This window comes from Polaromonas sp. C04 (assembly GCF_002002705.1).
In the GTDB taxonomy this organism is placed as follows: Bacteria; Pseudomonadota; Gammaproteobacteria; order Burkholderiales; family Burkholderiaceae_C; genus Rhodoferax_A.
Genome location: NZ_MUNS01000041.1, coordinates 355,051 through 378,045 on the forward strand (window position 1 = coordinate 355,051; position 22,995 = coordinate 378,045).

Sequence of the window (22,995 nt, forward strand, 5' to 3'; positions counted from 1 at the left end):
GGACGGGCCGTTCAGGTTTGTTCCGTGATGGCTCTGGCCACGGCCTCCGCCACCTTGATGCCATCTACGCCCGCCGACAGGATGCCGCCGGCATAGCTCGCGCCTTCGCCGGCCGGGTACAGGCCGCGCACGTTGAGGCTTTGCAGGTCCTCGCCCCGGCCCATCTTGAGCGGTGACGAGGTGCGGGTTTCGACGCCTGTGAGCACGGCGTCCGGCCGGTCGAAGCCCTTGAGCTTGCGGCCGAAGGCGGGCAGCGCTTCGCGGATCGCCTCGATGGCGTAAGCGGGCAGCGCGCCCGCCAAATCGCCCAGCTTCACCCCCGGTTTGTAGGACGGCACCACGTCGCCCAGTTGCGTGGATGGCCGGCCCGCGATGAAGTCGCCGACCAGCTGGCCCGGCGCTTCATAGCTGCTGCCGCCCAGCACATAGGCCTGCGATTCGAGCTGGCGCTGCAGCACGATGCCGGCCAGCGGATGAGGCGCATCGCCGTGCAGGCTTTGCGTGTCGAACGCGGATCCCAATGTGGCCGCAAAGGCGGCCGGGTCGCTCGGGTAGTCGCGCGGATCGATGCCCACCACGATGCCCGCGTTGGCGTTGCGCTCGTTGCGCGAATACTGGCTCATGCCGTTGGTCACCACGCGTCCGGGCTCGGAGGTGGCGGCTACCACCGTGCCGCCGGGGCACATGCAAAAACTGTAGACCGAGCGGCCGTTGCTGGCGTGGTGCACCAGCTTATAGTCGGCCGCGCCCAGCAGCGGGTGGCCGGCGTGGCGGCCCCAGCGCGCGCGGTCGATCAGGCCCTGCGGGTGCTCGATGCGAAAGCCGATGGAGAACGGCTTGGCCTGCATGTGCACGCCGCGCGCCTGCAGCATGGTGAAGGTGTCGCGCGAGCTGTGGCCCAGCGCCAACACCACCTGGTCGGCCGCGAGCTCGAAGCTTTGTCCGCTGGCCTGGTTCAGCACCGTGAGGCCGCGCAGATGACCGTCCTCGATCAGCACATCGGTCACGCGCTGCTCGAAGCGGATCTCGCCGCCCAGCGCGGTGATCTGCTCGCGCATGTTCTCCACCACCTTGACCAGCTTGAAGGTGCCGATGTGCGGGTGCGCCTCATACAGGATCTCGGGCGGCGCGCCGGCCTTGACAAACTCGTGCATGACCTTGCGGCCGAGGTGGCGTGGGTCCTTGATCTGGCTGTAGAGCTTGCCATCGGAAAAGGTGCCGGCGCCGCCCTCGCCGAACTGCACGTTGGACTCGGGGTTGAGCACCTTCTTGCGCCACAGGCCCCAGGTGTCCCGGGTGCGCTCGCGCACGGTCTTGCCGCGTTCCAGCACGATGGGCTTGAAGCCCATTTGCGCCAGCGCCAGCGCCGCAAAAATCCCGCAGGGGCCGAAGCCGACCACCACGGGGCGCCGCGGTAGCTGGGCTGGGGCCTGCACCGGCGCGCGCCAGCTCATGTCGGGCGTGGGCTGGATGTGCGGGTTGCCGGCAAATTTCGCGAGCAACGTGGCCTCGAGCGTGGGAATTGGCGAACGCAGCGAAGGGCCGCCCCGAGCAAGTTCAGCCCCCTCGGGGGGCAGCGCAGCACACGCAGTGGCAAGCGTGGGGGCCACTTCCACGTCGATGATGTAGACGGCCATCAGGTCAGCCTTGCGCGCGTCGAAGCTGCGTTTGAAGACATCGACGCGCAAGACGTCGGCCGGTGTGAGATGCAGGATGCCGGCGGCGGCGGCCTGCAGCGGCGTGGCGGGGTTTTCCGCCTCGGACAGCGAAAGTTTGATTTCGGACAGGCGAATCATGGAGGCTCGTGTTGATCAAGCAGAGGGCGGATAATACGCCCCGTGAAGCCCGCCAGACCGCCGCTGGTGCATGTCTCGAAAGAGCGCACTGGAGGAACGTCCGGACTGCACAGGGCAGCGTAGCAGGTAACTCCTGTCCACCGTGAGGTGAGGATCAGAGCAACAGAGACGAGCCGGTTAAGTCCGGGTGAAACGGGCAATCTCTACGCGCAGCAATACCAAGTAGGCCAGCGTTGATGTGGCTCTGCAGAGCTGGCGGGTAGGTAGCATCGAGCCGGGTGGGCGACCCCCGGCCCAGAGTAATGGCGGTCACGCCGGGGTTTTCGCAAGAAAGCGCCGGCGCACAGAATCCGGCTTATCGGCGGGCTTCACATTTTTTTCGCAGGCGGCCGGTTGGGTCGCCTTAGCGGCTGGGCAATAGAGTGCTGCCCAGCGCAAACACCGAGTTCGGCGCCGTCGTGCGCAATGGCTTGGGCTTGGTGTACACGCCGCGGCGCGCCGGTCGGGACTCGACCTGCACACCCTTGGCGCGTTGTTCGCTGACCAGCGAACGCAGGCTGATGGACTGCATGTGCGCCGTCATCTGCGCGCTCAACGTGGCCCAGAGCTCGGCCGTCATGGCCGCGGCAGCGGCAGGGTGTGGTGTGCCCGCCTGGGCGCCATTGCCACCGCGCCAGCCTTCCACGGCGCCAATGATGTCGGCCACGCTGATGGCGTCGGCGCCGCGCGCCAGCGAATAGCCACCGCCGGGCCCGCGCGTGCTCTCCACCAGCTTGCACTGGCGCAGCCGGCTGAATACCTGCTCCAGGTAAGACAGCGAGATCTGGTGGCGCATCGCGATGTCGGCCAGCGAAACCGGGCCGGCATTCTCGCGCAGGCCCAGATCGATCAGGGCGGTGACGGCAAATCGGCCTTTGGTGCTTAAACGCATGGCGGTACTCCTTGGAACGTCATGAAGAGAATGACAAGACTCACTGTAGGTGAAAAATTACTTCGTGTAAATTCGTATTTATTGTGATAAAACTTCGAAAAAAACGAATAATACGGATGCTTTCAATCTGTTTCTGGAGGAGGGCCGCGTGAACTTCAAGCATCTGCACTATTTCTGGGTCACCGCCCGGGCCGGCGGCATCATGCGCGCGGGCGAACAACTGCACACCACGCCGCAAACCCTGTCCGGCCAGATCAAGCTGCTCGAGGAGTGGCTGGGGCGCAAACTGTTCCGCAAGAGCGGTCGCCAGCTCGCGCTGACCGACGAGGGGCGGCTCGCGCTCGGCTACGCCGACCAGATCTTCGCGCTGGGCGCCGAGCTGGAGGACGCCCTGCGCCAGGCCCGCAGCGGCCAGCGGGTGCTCGAGTTTCGCGTCGGCGTGGCCGACTCGGTGGCCAAGTCGGTGGCGTACCGGCTACTGGAGCCGGCGCTGTCCGTGGCCGAGCCGGTGCGGCTGATCGGCAGCGAGGGCAAGTTTCCCGATCTGCTGGCGCAACTGGCGCTGCACCGCCTCGACCTGGTGATTGCCGACGAGCCGCTGTCCCGGCGCATGAGCGTGAAGGCGTTCAACCATGCGCTGGGCACCACGACCATGAGTTTTTTCTGCGCGCCCGCGCTCAAGGCCCAACTCAAGGGGCCGTTTCCGCAGTGCCTGAACGATGCGCCCATGCTGATCCAGGGCGTGGCCTCGTCGGTGCGCCAGCAGCTCGAAGGCTGGCTCACGCAGCACCAGATCCGCCCGCGCGTGGTGGGTGAGTTTGACGACGGCGCGCTGATGACCGCGTTCGGTCGCGAAGGGCGCGGCGTCTTCATGTCGCCCGCCGTGCTGGAGCAGGAGACGGTGGCGCAGTACGGCGTCGAGGTGATCGGTCGCTCGAGCGAACTGGTGGAGGAGTTTTTTGCGGTGTCGGTGGAGCGGCGCATCACGCACCCCTGCGTGGCCGCCATCACGCAGGCGGCGCGCGGCCGGTTGTTTGGTGCCTGATACGTTTTGCAGTTCAAAAATATCAACCGTTCGCCCTGAGCTTGTCGAAGGGCCATTCCCGGCTTCGACAAGCTCAGCCCGAACGGTTCTTGTCGAACGAATGCAAGCTGATATGAAGGCCAGCGCTCAAAACCGCTCGTGCGGCAGCAGGTAGCGCCACTGCCCCGGCGCCAGCGCGGCCAGCGGCACGCGGCCGATGCGGATGCGCTTCATCGCGGTGATTCTCAGTCCGACGCGCTCGCACAAAAGCGCAATCAGCCCCGGATGCGCGCCCTTGACCGCAAAGCGCAGCCGCGTGGCACCCTCGCCGGTGCTGCCCACGCTGACCTTGACCGGCGGCAGCGGGCGTCCGTCCGTGTGCAGGCCGTGATTCAGGCGCTCGAGCAGGCCCGGTGCGACCTCGCCCGAGACTTCCACCATGAACTCCTGCTCGATGAAGTCGGCGTCCTCGGTCAGCTTGCGCAGGACGCGCCAGTCCTGCGTGAACACCACCAGGCCGCTGGCGGCGCTCTCCAGCGGCACGCCCAGGGTCTGCTGCGCGAAATGCTTCTTGAGCGGGCGAATGCTGCTCCGGTCATCCGCCGCGTGCGAGGCCGGCGTGATCAGCGCGAGCGCGGGCCGCACGCCCTTGCCGATGCCCTTGATGTCCACCGGCACGCCGGTGCCCGCGTCATAGCCGGGCGGCTTGTGCAGCAGCAGCGTGACCGGCGTGAGCGCCAGCAGGCTCGCGTGCGCGTCAATCCCGACGCGATGGACCGCCTGGACGCGGAACTGCGGCTCTTCCACCACCTGGCCATCGACCGTGACCCAGCCGCCCTCGATGTACTGCTCGGCCTCGCGCCGCGAGCAGGCCTTGAGTTCGGCCACGCGCTTGGCCAGGCGTATGCCCTGCTCGGGCTCGGGACGGTCGGGTTCGGCCATGGCTCAATTGTTTCCGGGCGGCAGCGAGCGCAGGCGTTCCACATGCGCCAGCAGCGAACGCGCCGCCACCGGCCACATGCGCGTGGGCACGTCGTCATAGGCCAGCGCGACCCAGTCGTCCAGCGTGCCGTCCGGGCGCGCCTGCATCGCGGCCATGATCCGGGCTTCGCGCTTCAGGCGGTGCGCCTTCAGGTGGGCGATGGCGTCCCGCGCCGCGCCCAGCACGTAGCCGTGCGCCGGCAGGATGAATTCGACGCCGTGCGCATCGCAGGCGGCGCTCAGGATGTCGAGCGAATCGAGGTAGGCCGTCATGTCGCCGTCGGGCGGATCGACCACCGTGGTGCTGCCGTTGAGCACATGGTCGCCGGAGAACAGCAGGCCGTCTTCCAGCAGCACCAGGCACAGGTGGTTGGCGGCGTGGCCGGGCGTGAAGATCACCTGCAGGGTATGGGTGATTTCGCCCTCCAGCCCTTTCCCCGTCAGCACGAGAAGCTCCTGATCTTGTAGCGCCCGATCGGGCGTGAAGGCACTGGCCGCGCGCGCCGTCGGTGCCGACGGCAGGCCCAGAATCGGCGGAGTGTTCTGGCACAGCGCCTGCAGCGGCTTTGCGCCGGGCGAATGGTCCGGGTGCGAATGGGTGCAGACGATCAGGCGGATGCGGCCGTCCGCCGCGCGCCACAGCCGCTCGAGATGTTCGGCATCGGCTGGCCCGGGGTCGATCGCGATGTAGCCGGTGGCCGGGTCGCCGACCAGGTAGCTGTTGGTGCCGGGGCCGGTCATGGCGCCGGGATTCGGCGCCGTCAGGCGCATCACGTTCTTGAGCAGGGCCACCGGATGGTCACTCTGCCAGTCCAGCGCGTGCACGATCTGCCCGTCGGGGCAGACCATGGCGAGCTCGCCGTAGGGATGCTCATGCTCCATGTAGCGCGCCTCCTTGCCCGCCAGCAGGCCCGCGCGCGGGCACGAGGTCCACAGCGGCTGCTCGGTCGCCGCGCAGGCCGTGAGCACCGCGTCCACGGTGGCAAAGGCCTGCAGCCGCTGCAGCGTGCGGATGGTCGGGAAGATGATGAAGAAGCTGCCCGCCTGGTGCCGCGCCAGCGCGTCGGCCGGACGCACCCAGACCGGCTCGAACTGCTCGGTCTCGTCGGCCACCGGGGTCTGGCCGGTGGGCATGCGCGTCACCAGAAACGGCACGTCGAAGCGGCGCGGCAGGTCGCGGTCGGTGATCCAGTGCGCCAGCACGAACACCTCGTCGGCCGCCAATCTCAGGCCGCGTGCCGCGCACTGGGCCGCGAACGGCGCCTTGCGGTCGAGCGCGGCAATGTCGCCGGCATTCGCCAGGGCGCCGTCGCCGCGGCGCGCCAGCAGGATGCCGAGCTCTTCAAAACTCTCGCGGATGGCGGCAATCGCCTGCGTCAGGTGCAGCTCGCTCTGGCCGGCGCGGCGCGCGGCCTGCGCGTGCGCCGCAGCGTCCAGCGCGTCCACGCCGCCGCCCGGGAACACATAGGCGCCGGGCGCGAAGCTGGCCGTCATGGCGCGGCGCGTCATCAGCACCTCGATGCCCTGGGGGCTGTCGCGCAGCAGCAGCACGGTGGCAGCGGGGCGCAGCAGCGCGGGTTCGCGCTGCGGATACAGGAGTTGGGTGGGTCGGACCATGGCAGCATTATCCGCACATGACATGGCCTCTGGCCCCCACGCTTGTCGCTGCGCGTACTGCGCTGCCCCCCGAGGGGGCTGAACTTGCTCGGGGCGGCCCGTCGCCGCGTCCGCACCGCTGCGTCGATAATGCAGCCCATGCGAATTCGCTTCACCAAGATGCAGGGGGCGGGCAATGACTTTGTCGTGCTCGACGAGACGCGCGCCCGGCTGGGACTGACGCGCGAGCACTACCGCTTTCTGGCGGATCGCCACTTTGGCGTGGGGGCCGACCAGATCCTGTCGGTACGCGCTAGCCCGGCGCCCGGCATCGACTTCGAGTACGTGATCCACAACGCCGACGGCGGCGAGGTCGAGCAGTGCGGCAACGGCGCGCGCTGCTTCGTGCGCTATGTGCGCGACCACGGCCTGGCCACCCGGGACGCGCTGCGGGTGCAGACCCTGGGCGGGGTGATCGAGCCGCGCCTGGGCTTGGATGGCCGCGTGACGGTGAACATGGGCGCGCCCGTGTTCGACCTGCCGCGCGTTCCGTTCGACGCCGCCGGCCTGCAGCCACAAGCCGTGGGTGCATGGCAAAAATGGCCTCTAGCCCTTGATGGTTCTTCGCAGGATGCTATAAAATATGTAGCAATCCTGTCCATGGGTAATCCGCATGCGGTGCAGCTGGTGGATGACGTGGAGACGGCGCCCGTGCTCTACGAGGGCCCGCTGATTGAACACCACCCGCGCTTTCCGAACCGGGTCAACGCGGGTTTCATGCAGGTGCTGAGCCGCTCGCAGATCCGGCTGCGCGTGTACGAGCGCGGTGCCGGCGAAACGCTGGCCTGCGGCACCGGCGCCTGCGCGGCCGTGGTTGCGGGCATCCGGCTCGGCCTGCTCGATGGCCGGGTCGAGGTGGCCACGCGCGGCGGAGCCTTGACCATCGAATGGGCCGGCGGCGATGCCCCGGTGCTGATGACCGGCCCGGCGACCACCGTCTTTGAAGGCGACATTGAAATTCCGGACACGCTATGAACATCAACACCATGAACCCGATCACCGAAGACGACATCGCCAACTACCTGGCCAACACGCCCGACTTTTTCGAGCGCCACGCCCAGCTGCTGGCAGCGGTGCAGCTCACCAGCCCGCACGGCAGCCGCGCCGTGAGCCTGCAGGAGCGCCAGGCCGAAATGCTGCGCGACAAAATCCGGGCACTCGAGCAGCGCATCATGGAGATGATCCGCAACGGCAGCGAGAACGTGGTGATCGCCGACAAGCTGCAGCGCTGGACCCGCGAGCTGTTTCTCGCGCCCAGCGCGCGCGATCTGCCGCAGCGCATCGTGGATGAGCTGCAGGCGCAGTTCGTGGTGCCGCAGGCGGCGATCCGGGTCTGGGATGTGGCGCCCGCCTTTGCTGCCGAGGCGTTCGCCAAGGGGGTGAGCGAGGATGCAAAAATCTTTGCTTCCTCGCTGACCACGTCCTACTGCGGTGTGAATGCCGGCTTCGAGGCCGTGAGCTGGCTGCCGGATCCGGTCACGGCGCAGTCGCTGGTGCTGATCCCGCTGCGCGCGGGGCTGGCCCCGCAGGCCTTCGGGCTGATCGTGCTGGCCTCGCCCGATTCGCAGCGTTTCAACAGCGGCATGGGCACCGATTTCCTCGAGCGCATCGCCGAGCTGGCCAGCGCCGCCCTGTCCCGGCTGCGCCACCCGGACGCCTGACGCGCCAAGTCATGAGCCAGGAACTGGTCGAGCGCTACCTGGAGCACGTCCGGGTCGAAAAGCGCCTCGCCCAGCGCACGGTGGAGCTGTATGCGCTCGACCTGCAAAAGCTGGCCGCCTATGCCTTTGAGGCCAAGGTCGAACTGACGCAGGTGCAAAACGCCCACATTCGCCGCTGGGTGGCGCAGATGCACGGTGGCGGGCGCAGCGGGCGCGGCATTGCGCTGATCCTGTCGGGCTGGCGCGGGTTCTACGCCTGGCTGGGGCGCGAAGGCCGTGTCGCCAGCAACCCGGTGCAGGATGTGCGCTCACCCAAGGCGCCCAAGCCGCTGCCCAAGGCGCTGAGCGTGGACGATGCCATGCAACTGGCCGGCTACCACAGCGAAGCCGGCGATCCCTGGCTGGAGGCGCGCGACGCCGCCATGGTGGAGCTGCTCTACGGCTGCGGCCTGCGCGTGGGCGAGCTGGTCGGGCTCGATGCGGCGGCCAGCGCCTCGGCACGCGGCTGGATCGACCTGGAAGGCGCCGAGGCCCATGTGCTGGGCAAGGGCAGCAAGCGCCGCAGCACGCCGGTCGGCGCCAAGGCCCTGGAGGCGCTGCAGCGCTGGCTGGCGCTGCGCAGCCAGGCGGTGGGCGTGCCCGGGGATGCGCCGGCCCTGTTCGTGGGCCGCAACGGCACGCGCCTGAGCGCGCAGTCGATCTGGCAGCGTCTGCGCCGGCGCAGCCTGCAGGCGGGCCTCGCCACGCCGGTACATCCGCACATGCTGCGCCACTCGTTCGCCAGCCACCTGCTGCAGTCCAGCAGCGACCTGCGCGCGGTGCAGGAAATGCTGGGCCACGCCAACATCACCACCACGCAGGTCTATACCCGGCTCGATTTCCAGCACCTGGCCCGCGCCTACGACGCGGCGCATCCCCGAGCCAAGCTGAGCCGCAGCAAGCCCTGATGGCGCGGCGCCGGCGGGTTGATCGGCCGACGCACCGGACAGCCCTCCGGTTTCGGGTTTCCCCGGGAGAAATACCCGAAAAGATGGGTGGTTATCCGGGAATGGCCCTTATTGAAAGGGCCGCTAAACTTCCCACCTGCAAAAGATGGACCCAACCCCGCGGCAGCGACCGCGGAGCGCACCGCAGACTGGTCCCTGCCCTCACCCGATTGGAGCGCCATGAGCCTTATTCCTGCAACCATCATTACCGGCTTTCTGGGCTCCGGCAAAACCACGCTGCTCAAGCGCGTTCTGAGCGAGGCCCACGGCCAGAAAATCGCCGTGATCGAGAATGAATTCGGCGAAGAAAACATCGACAGCGATATTTTGGTGTCGGACACCACCGAGCAGATCATCCAGATGAGCAATGGCTGCATCTGCTGCACCATCCGCGAAGACCTGCGCGCCACGCTGCGGGATCTGGCCGAGAAAAAGCGCAAGGGAGAGCTGGACTTCGACCGGGTGGTGATCGAGACCACCGGCATGGCCGACCCCGGCCCGGTGGCGCAAACCTTCTTCATGGACGACGAAATTGCCGAGAGCTACCTGCTCGACTCCATCCTGACGCTAGTCGATGCAAAGCACGCGGCAGGCCAGCTCAACGAGCGCCAGGAGGCGCGGCGCCAGATCGGGTTTGCCGACCAGATCTTCATCAGCAAGACCGATCTGGTTGCGAAAGACGAGGTGGATGCGTTGATCCACCGCATCAAGCACATGAACCCGCGCGCGCCGCAGCGCGCCGTGAACTTCGGCGACGTGCCGATCTCGGAAGTGTTCGACCTGCGCGGCTTCAATCTCAATGCCAAGCTGGACATCGACCCGGACTTCCTCAAGGAAGAGGAGCACGACCACGATCATCACGACCATGATCACGCGCACGGTGAGCACTGCGACCATCCATCGCACCAGCACGAACACGGCGAGGAGGGCGGCCACCTGCATCACCATCACGACGACGATGATGTGAAAAGCTTTGCCTTCAAGTCCGATCGCATGCTCGATCCGGCCAAGCTCGAAGATTTTCTGGGCGCCATCGTCAACATCTACGGGCCGCGCATGCTGCGCTACAAGGGCGTGCTCAACATGAAGGGCACCGATCGCAAGGTGATCTTCCAGGGTGTGCACCAGTTGATGGGCAGCGATCTCGGTCCGGCATGGGCGCAGGGCGAGCAACGCACCAGCAAAATGGTCTTCATCGGTATCGAATTGCCCAAAGACATCCTGCTGCAGGGACTTGAGCAGTGTCTGGTGTGAATTTGTTGCCTAAAGCCTGATTTGGAGTGAAATGTTTGTCTCGATTCTGCAACGCATGGCAATGGGCTGGCTTGAGCCGATACAATCGCGCGCCGGTGAAAACCCGCAAAACAAGCCCTCGAAGGTCAACAATAAGGGTATAACTCACGTGATTAAAGACCACAAATCACCTGGGGAGGCTGGTTCAGGCGACGTGCAGCAGGCGCACGCGCCGGCCAGTACGGTGAGGAGACAAGAAGTGAAAGTGCAACCTAAAACCCCCAAGACTGCAGTCAAATTGCAGAAACCGGCTCCCAAGGCCGGGCCAGTGTCCAAGGCGGCCGCGAAGCCGGCCGCCAAGGTCGCCAAGCCTGCGGCCAAAAAGGCAGCGAGACCAAAGGTCGCGGCCCGCAAACCTGTCGCAGCAGGGGCTGCAAAAACGGCCGCGCCAGTTGAAAAGGCCTCGCCCCCTAGTCCGAAGAAGGCGGCTGCTGTTGCGAAACCCGTCAGGGCTTCGTCGGCAGTCCCCGTCACATCCATTACCAAGCCAAGCTCCAAAGTGGCCAAGCCGGTTGAAAAACCGGTGGCCAAAGCGGTGGCGGCTCCCAAACCGGTCAAATCCTCCATGTCTACTCTCACTGCAACCCCCGCGCCGGCGCCCAAGCGCTCGTCCAGGCTGGCCCAACTGACCGTGCCCTCGATGGCGCCTGCGGTTGCTTCAACGGCGGCCAAATCGAGCTATTCACAAACAACGTCGGTGCCCGTGTTTGCGCCGGCACCTCACGTGGCCGCCCGCAAGGACCCCAAGCTGGCCGGCAACTGGAAAACCAAGACGGCAGAGCAACTCAGTGACGCCGAAATCATTGCCATGCCCGACTCGGAATACATGAACGAGAAGCAGATGGCTTTTTTCCGTCTCAAGCTGCTGCAACTCAAGATGGATATCCTCAATAGTGCGGGCGAGACGACCGAGCATTTGCGTGCGGACACCGTGGTGGTGCCGGACCCTGCCGACCGCGCCACCATCGAGGAAGAGCATGCGCTGGAGCTGCGCACGCGCGATCGCGAACGCAAACTGCTCAAGAAGATCGAGCAGTCGATCCAGCGCATCGATGCGGGCGACTATGGTTATTGCGATGAAACCGGCGAGCCCATCGGTGTCCCGCGCCTGCTGGCCCGGCCGACGGCGACCTTGTCGCTGGAGGCGCAGCAGCGCCGCGAACTCAAGCAGAAAATGTTTGGCGACTGACGTTTTCCGCAGCCAACTGTATTCATCACCCCAGTAGCCATATGCTCAAAGACGACAACGGCGGTTTGCTGTCCAAGGTGGTGAAGTTCGTGCGCAATCCGACGACGAACTGGGCTGATCTCGACCACCAGGAAACGGACCGCGAGAGCACCTACAGCAAGCAGGTGCTCAAGGAGATGATCGAGCGCAAGCGGCGCAACGATTTTGTGCGCAAGCGCGAGTTCGACATGCTGCGCAAAATTCGCCGCCGGGAATCCCTGGTGGGTCATGATTTTGCCGCACCCCCCTCTTTTTTCCAGAGCAGCATTCCCTCCAAGCCGGATGATCGCGCCTCGACGCTGAAAAAGATCGACGAGATCGAGGCGCAGATGTCGATGCAGTGGTGGAAGACCAAGAGCGGCAACTCGTCCTCGCACGGCAGCAGTGCCTCGGGCGCCGACAGCACTGGCGGCATCAACGCGGCGCCCGTCTTGTCGCCGGCCGCCCGGGCCGCCCACTATGCCGTGACGGATCCGGCGCCGCTGGCGACGCCGCACTACGCGGAACCGACCTTGCCATCCCCCCTTGCCGCTGACTTTGTCATGGCGCCGGGCGGCGCAGGCGGCCACCCGGTGAGCGGATTTGACAATGCAGGCCCGCTGGCGGTCGAGGTGCAGGCGTTTGCCCACGATCCCGAGCTGGAGGAAGCCTCCATCCGTTTTGCCAATGGGGACGATGCGGGTGCCGAGGCGGGTTTGCTGGAAGCTTTGGGCCCCCAGGGCACGCGCGGCAAGCATGAAGAAACCTGGATGACCCTGTTCGACTTGTACCGGGCCATCGGGGAGCAGGGCCGCTTCGAGTCGGCGGCGATCGACTTCGCGCGGCAGTTCGAGCGCTCCGCGCCAGTGTGGTTCTCGATGCCCGACAGCGTGGGGCATATGGCCGCACCCGTCCTGCCCGCCAAGCCGGCAGCGCGGGCCGTGAACTGGACCAGCCCTGCCAGCGTAGGGGTGCAGACCGTGGCGGCGCTCAATGCGGCCCTTGCCGGCGCGCCTCCCCCCTGGCGGCTGGATTGGACCCGGCTCTCAAACGTGGAAGATGCGGCCGTGGCGCCGCTGCGCCAGCTGTTTGCGTTCTGGAGTGCGCAGCCGGTGCAATTGCAATTCGTCGGGGCGCATCAGCTTGACGAAGTGCTCAGGAAAGCCACCCCCCAAGGCGACAAGTCCGTCACCCAGGAGTTGTGGCGCCTGCGCATGGAGGTGCTGCGCCTGACGAACCAGCCCGATGAGTTCGAGATGGTTGCGCTGACCTACTGCGTGACCTACGAGGTCTCCCCGCCTTCCTGGGAGCAGGCGCGCTGCAGTTACGAGCCGCTCGACGCGGACGGCGCCGATATGGCCGGCCACGCGATCATTGGCGAGGTGACGCAGGACGACGCGCCTGTATCCACATTGCCGGGCGAGTTGGGGGATTCGGGCCTGACGGCGAGCCAGCCTGCGCCATTGCGCACACGCACACTGGCACTGGCCGGGGAGATCACGGGCGACGCCACGAGCGTGCTCGATGAGCTGGACGCCAAACTGTCGGGCGCCGATATCATGGTGATCTCCTGCGACAAGTTGATCCGCGTCGATTTTTCGGCCGCAGGCACACTGCTGAATTGGGCTTCCGCCCAGCACACGCAGGGTCATCAGGCCCAGTTCAACGATGTGCACCGGCTGGTGGCGGCTTTTTTCAACGTCATCGGTATCAACGAAGTTGCCCGGGTGATTCCCCGGGCGGACTGAGCCGGTCGCCGGCCCGCAGCGCGCATCCGCGCGCATTCTTGCATTCGCATCGATCAGCCTCAACTAAGCGCCATGGAACAATTTCACGGAACCACCATCGTCAGCGTGCGCCGCGTCACGGCCAACGGTGTTGAGGTGGCTATCGGCGGTGACGGACAAGTCACGCTGGGCAACATCGTCGTCAAGGGCACGGCGCGCAAGGTGCGCAAGCTGTACCACGACCAGGTACTGGCCGGTTTCGCCGGGGCGACGGCCGACGCCTTTACCCTGTTCGAACGCTTCGAGGCCAAGCTTGAAAAACACCAGGGCCAGCTGGTGCGCGCCGCCATCGAGCTGACCAAGGACTGGCGCACCGATCGTGTGCTGCGCCGGCTGGAGGCGATGCTCGCCGTCGCCGACAAGGATGCGTCGCTCATCATCACCGGCAACGGCGATGTGCTGGAGCCCGAGCACGGCATCATCTCCATCGGCTCGGGCGGCGCCTATGCCCAGGCGGCGGCCAGGGCGCTGCTCGACAACACCGATCTGCCGGCCCGCGACATCGTCAAAAAGTCGCTTGCCATTGCCGGTGAGCTGTGCATCTACACCAACATGCACCACACCATCGAAACCCTGAATTGAAAAAATGTCCTCCATGACCCCGCAGGAGATCGTCTCCGAACTCGACAACCACATCGTTGGGCAAAACCAGGCCAAGCGTGCCGTGGCGATTGCGCTGCGCAACCGCTGGCGGCGCCAGCAGGTGGATGAAAAGCTGCGCAGCGAGATCACCCCGAAAAATATTCTGATGATTGGTCCCACGGGTGTGGGCAAGACCGAGATCGCGCGCCGCCTGGCGCGGCTGGCCGACGCGCCGTTCATCAAGGTCGAGGCCACCAAGTTCACCGAAGTGGGTTATGTCGGCAAGGACGTGGACTCCATCATTCGCGATCTGGCCGATGTGGCGGTCAAGCAGATGCGCGAGACCGAGATGCGCAAATTTCGCACACGCGCGCAGGACGCGGCGGAGGACCGCATTCTCGACATCCTGATTCCGCCGGCTCGGGCGCTGGCCAGCGTTGATGCGGGCGCCTGGCAGGGCGCCCTGGCGGCGCCCGACAGCACGGCACGTCAGGTGTTTCGCAAGAAGTTGCGCGAAGGCCAGCTCGACGACAAGGAGATCGAGATCGAACTGGCCGATGCCCGGCCGCAGCTCGAGATCATGGGGCCGGCCGGCACCGAAGAGATGACCGAGCAGCTGCGCGGCCTGTTCAGCCAGTTTGGCAGCCCCAAGCGCAAGACCCGCAAGCTCAAGATCCTTGATGCGATGAAGCTGCTGGTCGATGAAGAAGCCGCCAAGCTGGTGAACGACGACGACATTAAGTCGCAGGCCCTGCACATGGCCGAGCAAAACGGCATCGTGTTCATCGACGAGATCGACAAGGTGACCTCGCGCAGCGACGCTGGCGGTGCCGAGGTGTCCCGCCAGGGGGTGCAGCGCGACCTGCTGCCGCTGGTCGAAGGCACGACGGTGTCCACCAAATACGGAGTGGTCAAGACCGACCACATCCTGTTCATTGCGTCCGGCGCATTCCACCTGAGCAAGCCGAGCGACCTGATTCCCGAACTGCAGGGGCGCTTTCCGATCCGCGTGGAGCTGCAGTCGCTCTCGGTGCAGGATTTTGAAGCCATCCTGACGCAGACCCATGCCTCGCTGGTCAAGCAATACCAGGCGCTGCTGGCGACGGAAAACGTCAGCATCGAGTTTTCACCCGAAGGCATCACGCGGCTGGCGAATATCGCATTCGAAGTCAACGAACGCACGGAAAACATCGGTGCGCGGCGGCTCTCGACGGTGATGGAGCGGTTGCTTGATGAGGTCAGTTTTGATGCGACCCGGCTCGGTGGGCAGACCATCACGATCGACGCCGCCTACGTCGATGCGCGGCTCAAGGAACTCAGCGCCAACGAGGATTTGTCCCGCTACATTCTCTGAGGACGCCCGGCAGCACCGGCCTGCCTTCAAGCATTACTTTCATAGCTGGCGCTAAGTGCTTAATTTAGAATGATTTTTTGGCATTTCTTGCTTGCAAAATCGTGTCTAAGTCTTTGATTTCATTACAAAATTTTGTTGTAACCCCTCTTGCGGCGGGCCTTTTTCCTGCTACAGTGCAAAAAAGTGCAATTAAGTGGTGAAAAGTGTCTTTACGGCACTCACTTAAGGGCTGATTAACCTAGCGAGGGTGTGCTGTCGTGTTTCAAGGGGCTTCGTCTCTCAGTCTGGATGCCAAAGGGCGCCTGTCGGTGCCGACGCGGCACCGCGACGTGCTGAGCGCCACCGCCTCGGGCCAGCTCACCATCACCAAGCATCCGCACGGTTGCCTGATGGTTTTCCCGCGACCCGAATGGGAGAAGTTTCGCGAGCGTATTGCCGCGCTGCCCATGTCGGCCCAGTGGTGGAAGCGTATTTTTCTGGGTAACGCGATGGACGTCGACATGGACGCCACCGGCCGCGTGCTGGTGTCACCCGAGTTGCGCGAGGCGGCCGGCATTGCCCGGGACACCATGCTGCTGGGCATGGGCAATCATTTTGAGCTCTGGGACAAGGCGACCTACGACGCCCAGGAAGCGAAGGCGATGCAGGGTGACATGCCCGACGTCTTCAAGGACTTCTCCTTCTGAAGGCCGGCGGTGGACACCTCATGGAAACACACCACCGTCTTGTTGACCGAAGCAGTCGAAGCTCTTCTCAGCAACCCGGATGCCTGCTACATCGACGCCACTTTCGGGCGCGGTGGCCACTCGCGCCTGATCCTGTCCCGGCTCTCGCCGCAAGGACGGCTGGTGGCCTTCGACAAGGACCTCGATGCGGTGGCCGAGGCGGCGACCATCGGCGATCCGCGCTTTTCGATTCGCCACGAGAGCTTTCGCCGGCTTGCGGACTTGCCGCCGGCCAGCGTGGCCGGCGTGCTGCTGGACCTGGGGGTCAGCTCGCCACAGATCGACAATCCGGTGCGCGGCTTCAGTTTCAGGTTCGATGCCCCGCTGGACATGCGCATGGACACCACGCGCGGCGAGAGCGTGGCCGAGTGGCTGGCCACGGCGCCCATTCAACAGATCACGGAGGTGATACGTGACTACGGTGAAGAACGGTTTGCTGGCGCCATTGCAAAGGCGATTGTTGCTCGCCGACAGGAACGGGGCCCAGTTTCAACCACCGCCGAGCTGGCCGAACTCGTGGCTGGCGCGGTCAAAACCCGCGAGCCGGGCCAGAACCCTGCAACGCGCACATTTCAGGCTTTTCGGATTTTCATCAACGCCGAGCTTGAAGAGCTGCAACAGGCGCTAGAGGCCAGTCTTCATGTACTGCAACCCGGAGGTCGACTGGTGGTGATCAGTTTCCATTCGCTGGAAGACCGCATCGTCAAGCAATTCATCGCGAGGCATGCGCGTGAGACGTTCGATCGCCGGGTTCCCTTTGCGCCGCCCCAGGCCATGAAGCTCAAGGCGCTGGGCCGCATCAAACCGGGTGCTGCCGAAGTAGCGGAGAATCCTAGGGCGCGCAGCGCGGTGATGCGTGTGGCCGAAAGAACCGGGGTGATGGCATGACGCGCTTGAACCTGGTCCTGCTGCTCGCCGTGCTGGTCAGTGCGCTGTACCTCGTGAATACCCAGTACGAGTCGCGCCGGCTGTTCACGGCGCTCGACAAGGCCAACTCCGAGGCGCAGAAACTGGCGCAGGACAACGACCGGCTGCAGGTGGAAAAACGCACCCAGGCCACGCCGGGGCGGGTGGAGCAGCTGGCCAGGGCCAAGCTGCAAATGCGCCCGGCGTCGCCAGCCATCACGCAATACGTGACCTACAGCGCCGCGGCCGCCAGCGCGCCTTCAAATGGGGGCGCGCCGTGAGCAAAAGCGTTCTCTATACCTCCAGCCCGCTGCTCGCGAGCAAGACCCCCGTCTGGCGCAGCAAGTTCATTGTGGCGGCCATTGCCATGGGGTTTGTCGTGCTCGCCGCGCGCGCGGCCTACGTGCAGGTGATCGACAACGATTTTTTCCAGAAGCAGGGTGAGGTGCGTTTCGCGCGCACCCTGGCGCTGCCCGCCTACCGCGGCCGCATTCTGGACCGCAACGGCCAGATCCTGGCCTCCAGCGTGCCGGCGCCCAGCATCTGGGCCATTCCCGAAGACATCGAGCGCGATGACCCGGCGGTGCAAGCCAAGCTCCGCCAGGTTGCCAGTTTGCTCGGCATGCCGCAGAAAGACTTCGACAAGAAGCTCAAGGACGAGGACAAGACCTTCGTCTGGATCAAGCGCCAGGTCGATGAGCCGATCGCCAAAGCCATCGCGGCCCTCGGCATCAAGGGCATTTACCAGCGCAAGGAATACAAGCGCCAGTACCCCGAAGGGGAGTCTGCGGCGCATGTGGTGGGTTTCACCAACGTCGAGGACACCGGGCAGGAGGGGATCGAGCTCGAGTTCAACAAGGATCTGGCGGGCAAGGCCGGTTCGCGCCGCGTGATCAAGGACCGGCTCGGGCGGGTGGTCGAAGACGTCGGCGAGCAGGTGGCGCCGGTCGAAGGCAAGGACATTCAACTCAGCATCGACAGCAAGGTGCAGTTTTTCGCCTACCAGAAGCTGCGCGATGCGGTGGTCGCCAACAAGGCCAAGGCGGGCAGCGTCGTGGTGCTCGACGCCATCACGGGCGAGCTGCTGGCGATGGCCAATTACCCGAGCTTTGACCCCAACAACCGGCAGAACCTGACCGGCGAGCAGTTGCGCAATCGGGCCATGACCGACGTGTTCGAACCCGGCTCGACGATGAAGCCCATCACCGTGGCGACGGCGCTGGAGCTCGGGCGCATCACGCCGCAGACGGTGATCGATACCTCGCCCGGCCGCATCACGGTGGCGGGGGCAACCATCCACGACGACAGCAACTTCGGCGTGCTCACGGTGGAAGGGGTGATCCAGAAGTCCAGCAACGTGGGCGCGACCAAAATATCGCAGCGCATGTCGGCGCAGGAGATGTGGAACGCCTTCACCGCCGTCGGTTTTGGCCAGAAACCCCAGGTCACCTTTCCCGGCGCCGTCACGGGCCGTCTGCGGCCCTGGAAGACATGGCGGCCGATCGAGCAGGCCACGATGTCGTATGGCTACGGCCTGTCGGCCTCCCTGCTCCAGATTGCGCACGCGTACACGGCATTTGCGCACGATGGCGGCATCATCCCGGTGACCCTGCTGAAAAGCGACACGCCGGCGGTCGGTGTGCCGGTGTTCACGCCCAAGGTGGTGGGCGAGGTGCGCAAGATGCTCCATATGGCCGCCGGCCCCGGGGGCACCGCGCCGCTGGCGCAGACCATGGGGTATTCGGTGGGCGGCAAGACCGGCACGGCGCACAAGCAGGTCGGCAAAGGCTATGCCAGCAACAAATACCGCGCCTGGTATACCGGCATGTCGCCCATCGACAAACCCCGCATCATCGTGGCCGTGATGATCGATGAGCCCAGTGGCGGCCAGTACTTTGGCGGTCTGGTGGCCGCGCCGGTGTTCAGCCAGGTGGTGCAGCAGACGCTGCGGATCATGAACGTGCCTCCCGATCTGGCGGTCAAGCCCGAAATCGTGGCGAACAGCGTCAAAGAGAGCTTCTAAAGCATGAAGACCCTGTGCACTCCCGTTGAAGCCTCGCGCTGGCTGCACGCCCGCGTGCGTGGCACGCTGCAGGCCGACAGCCGGTCCGTGGGCCCGGGCGACGGTTTTGTCGCCTGGCCGGGGGCGGCCACGGACGGCCGCCGCTACGTTGCGGCGGCATTGGCACAGGGCGCCGGCGCCTGTCTGGTCGAACAGGCGGGCGTCGAGGCCTTTGGCTTCGAAGGCGACGCGATCGCGAGCTATGCCGGCCTCAAGGCCGCGACCGGGCCGATTGCGGCGGCGTACTTCGAGGCGCCGACGCTCAAGCTCGACGTGCTCGCGGTCACGGGCACCAACGGCAAGACCTCGATCGCCTGGTGGTTGGCGCAGGCGCTATCAAATGTGAAGCAACCCGCGCTTATTCCATGCGGGTTAATAGGCACTTTGGGCATTGGCCGGCCGCCGCAGGTGGAATTCAACGGACTGACCACGCCGGACCCTGTGCTGCTGCAAAAGCACTTCCGCCGCTTCGTGGACGAAGGCTTGCGCGCCTGCGCCATCGAAGCCTCGTCCATCGGCCTGGCGGAGCGGCGCCTGGACGGCACCCGCATCCGGGTCGCCCTCTTCAGCAATCTGACACAGGACCACCTGGACTACCACGGCTCCATGCAGGCTTACTGGCAGGCCAAGGCCGGGCTGTTTCGCTGGCCCGGCCTGCAGGCCGCCGTGATCAACGTGGACGACACCCACGGCGCGGCACTGGCCGCGTCGCTGGCGGGCCGCGAGATCGACGTGTGGACTGTGTCCTGTGCCGTGGACACGCCGGCGCGGCTGCAGGCTCACTGCATCGGCTATGCAACGCAAGGTCCCTTGCAGGGCCTGTGCTTTTCGGTGGTGGAGGGCGAGGAGCGTCATGAGCTCGCCACGCCGTTGATCGGCCAGTACAACGTCTCCAATCTGCTGTGCGTGATCGGGGGCCTGCGTGCCATGGGCGTGGCGTTGCAAGATGCCGTGCAAGCCTGCCAGAACCTGCTGCCGGTGCCGGGGCGCATGGACTGCGTCGCCGGGCCGGAGCAGCCGCTGGTGGCGATCGACTACGCCCACACGCCCGATGCGCTCGACAAGGCCCTGCTAGCCCTGCGGCCGCTGGCGCAGCAACGTGGCGGGCGACTCTGGTGCGTGTTCGGCTGCGGCGGCGACCGCGACGCCGGCAAGCGTCCGCTGATGGCCGCCATCGCGCAGAGAAACGCCGACCACGTGGTGGTGACCAGCGATAACCCGCGCAGCGAAAACCCCGATGCCATCATCGGCCAGATTCTGCGCGGCCTGAGCCGGCAGGATGCGGCGCATGTGCAGCCCGACCGGGCGCTGGCCATCGCCGAGACCGTGGCGCAGGCCGGCGCACAGGACGTGGTGCTGATCGCCGGCAAGGGGCACGAAGACTACCAGGAGGTCGCGGGCGTGCGGCACGCGTTCTCCGACAAGACCCACGCCCGCCAGGCGCTGCAACGCAGGGAGGTGGAAGCATGAGCGATGCCCCCATGATGACCTTGCAGCAGGCGCTGGCCTGGATTCCCGGCGGCCGGCTCGTGGGCGACGGCGCGACGCCCGTGCAGCGCGTGCACAGCGACACGCGCACGCTGCAGGCCGGCGACCTGTTCGTGGCGCTCAAGGGTGAGCATTTCGACGCCAACGATTTTCTGGCAGACGCCAGGGCTCGCGGCGCCGCGGCCGCCATCGCGCAGCGCGGTCTGGCCGAGGCGGGTCTGGCCGGCATTGAAGTGGCCGACAGCAAGCGCGCCCTTGGCGCGCTCGCGGCCGGCTGGCGCGCGCAGTTCAAGCTGCCGCTGATTGCGGTCACGGGCAGCAACGGCAAGACCACGGTGACGCAGATGATCGCCGCCATCCTGCGCGCCTGGAAGGGGGATGCCGCGTTCGCCACCCAGGGCAACCTCAACAACGACATCGGCGTGCCGCTCACGCTTTTGCGCCTGCGCGCCGCGCACGAGGTCGCGGTGATCGAGCTGGGCATGAACCACCCCGGCGAGATCGCTTGTCTGGCCGACATCGCCCGGCCCACCGTGGCGCTGGTCAACAACGCGCAGCGCGAGCACCAGGAGTTCATGGCCACGGTGCAGGCCGTGGCGTATGAAAACGGCGCGGTGATCGAGTCGCTGGCGGCCAGCGGCGTCGCCGTGTTTCCGGCAGACGACGCCTACACCCCGATCTGGACGGCGCTCGCTGGCGCGCGTGCCTGCATGAGTTTCGGCACCGCTGCTGGCGCCGATGTCAGTTTGGCCGGTACCGAGTGGACGCAGGGGCATTGGCTGGTGAGCGTGCAAACGCCCGCTGGGCCGCTGGCTTACGAGCTCCACATCGCCGGCCGCCACAACGTGCGCAACTCGCTGGCTGCCGTGGCCTGCACGCTGGCCGCCGGTGTGCCGCTGGCCGCGATCGTGCAGGGTCTGGGCAGCTTCGAGCCGGTCAAGGGCCGCTCGCGCGCGCTCGGCCTCACGCTGGCGGGCCGCGCCATCACCGTGGTGGACGATACCTACAACGCCAACCCCGATTCGGTGCGCGCCGCCATCGAGGTGCTGGCGGAACTGCCGGGGCCGCGCCTGCTGGTGCTCGGCGACATGGGCGAGGTGGGCGACCAGGGTCCGCAGTTCCACGCCGAGGTCGGTGCCCATGCGCGGGCGTTGGGCGTGGAGGCGCTGTTCACGCTCGGCGCGCAGTCGGCCCAGGCGGGCGCAAGTTTCGGCGCCGGCCGGCATTTCGACGATATTGCGGCGCTGAACGCTGCCGTGCTGGCCGAACTGCCGCGCCGCGCCAGCGTGCTGGTCAAGGGCTCGCGCTTCATGAAGATGGAACGCGTGGTGCAGGCCATCACCGCTCACGCACAACAACAAAATCAGGAAGAAGGCCATGCTGCTTAGCCTCGCCCAGTGGCTGCAAACCCTGTCCCCGGAATTCGGCGGCTTTCGGGTGTTCCAGTACCTGACCTTTCGCGCCGTGATGGCGGCCATGACGGCGCTGCTGATCGGCCTCGCGGCCGGCCCCGCCGTGATCCGCCGCCTGACCGAACTCAAGATCGGCCAGCCCATCCGCGGCTATGGCATGGAATCGCACCTGAGCAAAAGCGGCACGCCGACCATGGGCGGCGTGCTGATCCTGCTGTCGATCGCCGTCTCGACCCTGCTCTGGTTCGATCTCTCGAATCGCTTCGTCTGGATCGTGCTGCTGGTCACGCTGGGCTTCGGCGCCATCGGCTGGGTCGACGACTGGCGCAAGGTGGTGAACAAGGACCCCGAGGGCATGCGCTCGCGCGAGAAGTACTTCTGGCAGTCCGTGATCGGCCTGCTGGCGGCGTTGTACCTGGTGTTCAGCATTTCCGAAAACTCCAACCTGCGGGTGCTGGAGCTGTTCTTCGATTGGGTCCGCTCGGGCTTCGATGTGAGCCTGCCGCCCAAGGCCGGCCTGCAACTGCCGTTTTTCAAGGAGACCAGCTACCCGCTGGGCGTGTTCGGATTCGTGTTCCTGTCCTATCTGGTCATCGTGGGCGCCAGCAACGCGGTGAACCTCACGGACGGGCTGGACGGACTGGCCATCATGCCGGTGGTGATGGTGGGCTCGGCGCTGGGCGTGTTCGCCTATGTGACCGGCAGTGCGGTGTACTCCAAATACCTGTTCTTTCCCCACATTCCGGGCTCCGGCGAGCTGCTGATCTTCTGCTCGGCCATGGCCGGCGCCGGTCTGGCCTTTTTATGGTTCAACACCTACCCGGCACAGGTCTTCATGGGCGACGTCGGCGCGCTGGCGCTGGGCGCGGCGCTCGGCACCATCGCGGTGATCGTGCGCCAGGAAATCGTGCTGGCCATCATGGGCGGCATTTTCGTCGTCGAGGCGATCTCGGTGATGGCGCAGGTGATGTATTTCAAGTACACCAAAAAGAGGTTTGGCGAAGGCCGCCGCATCCTCAAGATGGCGCCGCTGCACCATCACTTCGAGAAGAGCGGCTGGAAGGAAACGCAGATTGTGGTGCGCTTCTGGATCATCACCATGCTGCTGTGCCTGCTCGGCCTGTCCACCCTGAAGCTGAGGTAA

General features: G+C 65.8%; 20 protein-coding genes and 1 other RNA gene. 17 read left to right on the forward strand and 4 right to left on the reverse strand.

Going from position 1 to position 22,995, the window contains the following annotated elements:
• Positions 1–11: 11 nt before the first annotated feature.
• Positions 12–1,796: an NAD(P)/FAD-dependent oxidoreductase gene (locus tag B0E49_RS18095; RefSeq protein ID WP_077563956.1), complete on the reverse strand. Its 1,785-nt coding sequence runs from the start codon at positions 1,794–1,796 to the stop codon at positions 12–14.
• A 44-nt stretch (positions 1,797–1,840) separates the two neighbouring features.
• Here B0E49_RS18095 and rnpB point away from each other — a divergent pair.
• An RNA gene (rnpB, locus tag B0E49_RS18100) (RNase P RNA component class A) lies at positions 1,841–2,170 on the forward strand.
• A 29-nt stretch (positions 2,171–2,199) separates the two neighbouring features.
• Here the strand turns inward: rnpB and B0E49_RS18105 are convergent.
• The gene (locus tag B0E49_RS18105; protein WP_077563958.1) at positions 2,200–2,727 is read right to left on the reverse strand and encodes an Rrf2 family transcriptional regulator; all 528 of its coding nucleotides are present in this window, start codon (positions 2,725–2,727) and stop codon (positions 2,200–2,202) included.
• Between the two features lie 148 nt (positions 2,728–2,875).
• On the opposite strand from B0E49_RS18105, the gene nhaR reads away from it, so the two are divergent.
• Complete coding sequence (gene nhaR / locus B0E49_RS18110) at positions 2,876–3,772, forward strand: transcriptional activator NhaR (RefSeq protein WP_077563960.1); 897 nt, start codon at positions 2,876–2,878, stop codon at positions 3,770–3,772.
• A 126-nt stretch (positions 3,773–3,898) separates the two neighbouring features.
• Here nhaR and B0E49_RS18115 read toward each other — a convergent pair whose 3' ends face one another.
• Both B0E49_RS18115 and B0E49_RS18120 read right to left on the reverse strand, forming a co-directional pair.
• On the reverse strand, positions 3,899–4,693 hold the full coding sequence (locus B0E49_RS18115; protein WP_077563962.1) for an rRNA pseudouridine synthase: 795 nt from the start codon (positions 4,691–4,693) through the stop codon (positions 3,899–3,901).
• Between the two features lie 3 nt (positions 4,694–4,696).
• Positions 4,697–6,349, reverse strand: a complete 1,653-nt coding sequence (locus tag B0E49_RS18120; RefSeq protein WP_077563963.1) for an MBL fold metallo-hydrolase — start codon at positions 6,347–6,349, stop codon at positions 4,697–4,699.
• Between the two features lie 138 nt (positions 6,350–6,487).
• On the opposite strand from B0E49_RS18120, the gene dapF reads away from it, so the two are divergent.
• The 15 genes from dapF (at position 6,488) to mraY (ending at position 22,995) form a co-directional block, all read left to right on the forward strand.
• On the forward strand, positions 6,488–7,363 hold the full coding sequence (gene dapF, locus B0E49_RS18125; RefSeq protein WP_077563965.1) for a diaminopimelate epimerase: 876 nt from the start codon (positions 6,488–6,490) through the stop codon (positions 7,361–7,363).
• A complete protein-coding gene (locus B0E49_RS18130; RefSeq protein WP_077563967.1) occupies positions 7,360–8,049 on the forward strand; it encodes a DUF484 family protein in 690 nt (229 codons plus the stop codon). Before dapF ends, B0E49_RS18130 begins: the two co-directional genes overlap by 4 nt.
• Before the next feature lie 11 nt (positions 8,050–8,060).
• Positions 8,061–8,996, forward strand: coding sequence for a tyrosine recombinase XerC (locus tag B0E49_RS18135; RefSeq protein ID WP_077563969.1), 936 nt, complete (start codon positions 8,061–8,063; stop codon positions 8,994–8,996).
• Between the two features lie 219 nt (positions 8,997–9,215).
• Positions 9,216–10,289, forward strand: a complete 1,074-nt coding sequence (locus B0E49_RS18140; protein WP_077563971.1) for a CobW family GTP-binding protein — start codon at positions 9,216–9,218, stop codon at positions 10,287–10,289.
• A 238-nt stretch (positions 10,290–10,527) separates the two neighbouring features.
• Positions 10,528–11,517 carry an RNA polymerase-binding protein DksA gene (gene dksA / locus B0E49_RS21065; RefSeq protein ID WP_502688713.1) on the forward strand — a complete coding sequence of 330 codons (990 nt, stop codon included), beginning with the start codon at positions 10,528–10,530 and terminating at the stop codon, positions 11,515–11,517.
• Positions 11,518–11,558: 41 nt separating this feature from the next.
• A complete protein-coding gene (locus B0E49_RS18155; protein ID WP_077563974.1) occupies positions 11,559–13,283 on the forward strand; it encodes a type IV pilus assembly protein FimV in 1,725 nt (574 codons plus the stop codon).
• A 72-nt stretch (positions 13,284–13,355) separates the two neighbouring features.
• Positions 13,356–13,904 (forward strand): ATP-dependent protease subunit HslV, encoded by a 549-nt coding sequence (hslV, locus tag B0E49_RS18160; RefSeq protein WP_077563976.1) that lies wholly within the window; start codon positions 13,356–13,358, stop codon positions 13,902–13,904.
• 4 nt (positions 13,905–13,908) lie between these two features.
• Positions 13,909–15,258: an ATP-dependent protease ATPase subunit HslU gene (hslU, locus tag B0E49_RS18165; protein ID WP_077563978.1), complete on the forward strand. Its 1,350-nt coding sequence runs from the start codon at positions 13,909–13,911 to the stop codon at positions 15,256–15,258.
• A gap of 257 nt (positions 15,259–15,515) precedes the next feature.
• Positions 15,516–15,944: a division/cell wall cluster transcriptional repressor MraZ gene (gene mraZ / locus B0E49_RS18170; protein ID WP_077563980.1), complete on the forward strand. Its 429-nt coding sequence runs from the start codon at positions 15,516–15,518 to the stop codon at positions 15,942–15,944.
• Positions 15,945–15,953: 9 nt separating this feature from the next.
• Positions 15,954–16,871, forward strand: a complete 918-nt coding sequence (gene rsmH / locus B0E49_RS18175; RefSeq protein ID WP_077563981.1) for a 16S rRNA (cytosine(1402)-N(4))-methyltransferase RsmH — start codon at positions 15,954–15,956, stop codon at positions 16,869–16,871.
• Positions 16,868–17,170, forward strand: coding sequence for a cell division protein FtsL (ftsL, locus tag B0E49_RS18180; protein ID WP_077563984.1), 303 nt, complete (start codon positions 16,868–16,870; stop codon positions 17,168–17,170). The genes rsmH and ftsL overlap by 4 nt, the downstream gene beginning before the upstream one ends.
• Positions 17,167–18,912 carry a peptidoglycan D,D-transpeptidase FtsI family protein gene (locus tag B0E49_RS18185; protein WP_077563986.1) on the forward strand — a complete coding sequence of 582 codons (1,746 nt, stop codon included), beginning with the start codon at positions 17,167–17,169 and terminating at the stop codon, positions 18,910–18,912. The genes ftsL and B0E49_RS18185 overlap by 4 nt, the downstream gene beginning before the upstream one ends.
• 3 nt (positions 18,913–18,915) lie before the next feature.
• Entirely contained in the window at positions 18,916–20,421 is a 1,506-nt protein-coding gene (locus B0E49_RS18190; RefSeq protein ID WP_077563987.1) for a UDP-N-acetylmuramoyl-L-alanyl-D-glutamate--2,6-diaminopimelate ligase, read from the forward strand.
• Positions 20,418–21,827, forward strand: coding sequence for a UDP-N-acetylmuramoyl-tripeptide--D-alanyl-D-alanine ligase (locus B0E49_RS18195; protein WP_286138104.1), 1,410 nt, complete (start codon positions 20,418–20,420; stop codon positions 21,825–21,827). The genes B0E49_RS18190 and B0E49_RS18195 overlap by 4 nt, the downstream gene beginning before the upstream one ends.
• On the forward strand, positions 21,817–22,995 hold the full coding sequence (gene mraY, locus B0E49_RS18200; RefSeq protein ID WP_077563988.1) for a phospho-N-acetylmuramoyl-pentapeptide-transferase: 1,179 nt from the start codon (positions 21,817–21,819) through the stop codon (positions 22,993–22,995). The genes B0E49_RS18195 and mraY overlap by 11 nt, the downstream gene beginning before the upstream one ends.

Coding starts and splice junctions, on each gene's coding strand:
- B0E49_RS18095 (WP_077563956.1), bottom strand. CDS start 1,796: ATGATTCGCCTGTCCGAAATCAAACTTTCGCTGTCCGAGGCGGAAAAC.
- B0E49_RS18105 (WP_077563958.1), bottom strand. CDS start 2,727: ATGCGTTTAAGCACCAAAGGCCGATTTGCCGTCACCGCCCTGATCGAT.
- B0E49_RS18115 (WP_077563962.1), bottom strand. CDS start 4,693: ATGGCCGAACCCGACCGTCCCGAGCCCGAGCAGGGCATACGCCTGGCC.
- B0E49_RS18120 (WP_077563963.1), bottom strand. CDS start 6,349: ATGGTCCGACCCACCCAACTCCTGTATCCGCAGCGCGAACCCGCGCTG.
- dapF (WP_077563965.1), top strand. CDS start 6,488: ATGCGAATTCGCTTCACCAAGATGCAGGGGGCGGGCAATGACTTTGTC.
- B0E49_RS18130 (WP_077563967.1), top strand. CDS start 7,360: ATGAACATCAACACCATGAACCCGATCACCGAAGACGACATCGCCAAC.
- B0E49_RS18135 (WP_077563969.1), top strand. CDS start 8,061: ATGAGCCAGGAACTGGTCGAGCGCTACCTGGAGCACGTCCGGGTCGAA.
- B0E49_RS18140 (WP_077563971.1), top strand. CDS start 9,216: ATGAGCCTTATTCCTGCAACCATCATTACCGGCTTTCTGGGCTCCGGC.
- B0E49_RS18155 (WP_077563974.1), top strand. CDS start 11,559: ATGCTCAAAGACGACAACGGCGGTTTGCTGTCCAAGGTGGTGAAGTTC.
- hslV (WP_077563976.1), top strand. CDS start 13,356: ATGGAACAATTTCACGGAACCACCATCGTCAGCGTGCGCCGCGTCACG.
- hslU (WP_077563978.1), top strand. CDS start 13,909: ATGTCCTCCATGACCCCGCAGGAGATCGTCTCCGAACTCGACAACCAC.
- ftsL (WP_077563984.1), top strand. CDS start 16,868: ATGACGCGCTTGAACCTGGTCCTGCTGCTCGCCGTGCTGGTCAGTGCG.
- B0E49_RS18190 (WP_077563987.1), top strand. CDS start 18,916: ATGAAGACCCTGTGCACTCCCGTTGAAGCCTCGCGCTGGCTGCACGCC.
- B0E49_RS18195 (WP_286138104.1), top strand. CDS start 20,418: ATGAGCGATGCCCCCATGATGACCTTGCAGCAGGCGCTGGCCTGGATT.
- mraY (WP_077563988.1), top strand. CDS start 21,817: ATGCTGCTTAGCCTCGCCCAGTGGCTGCAAACCCTGTCCCCGGAATTC.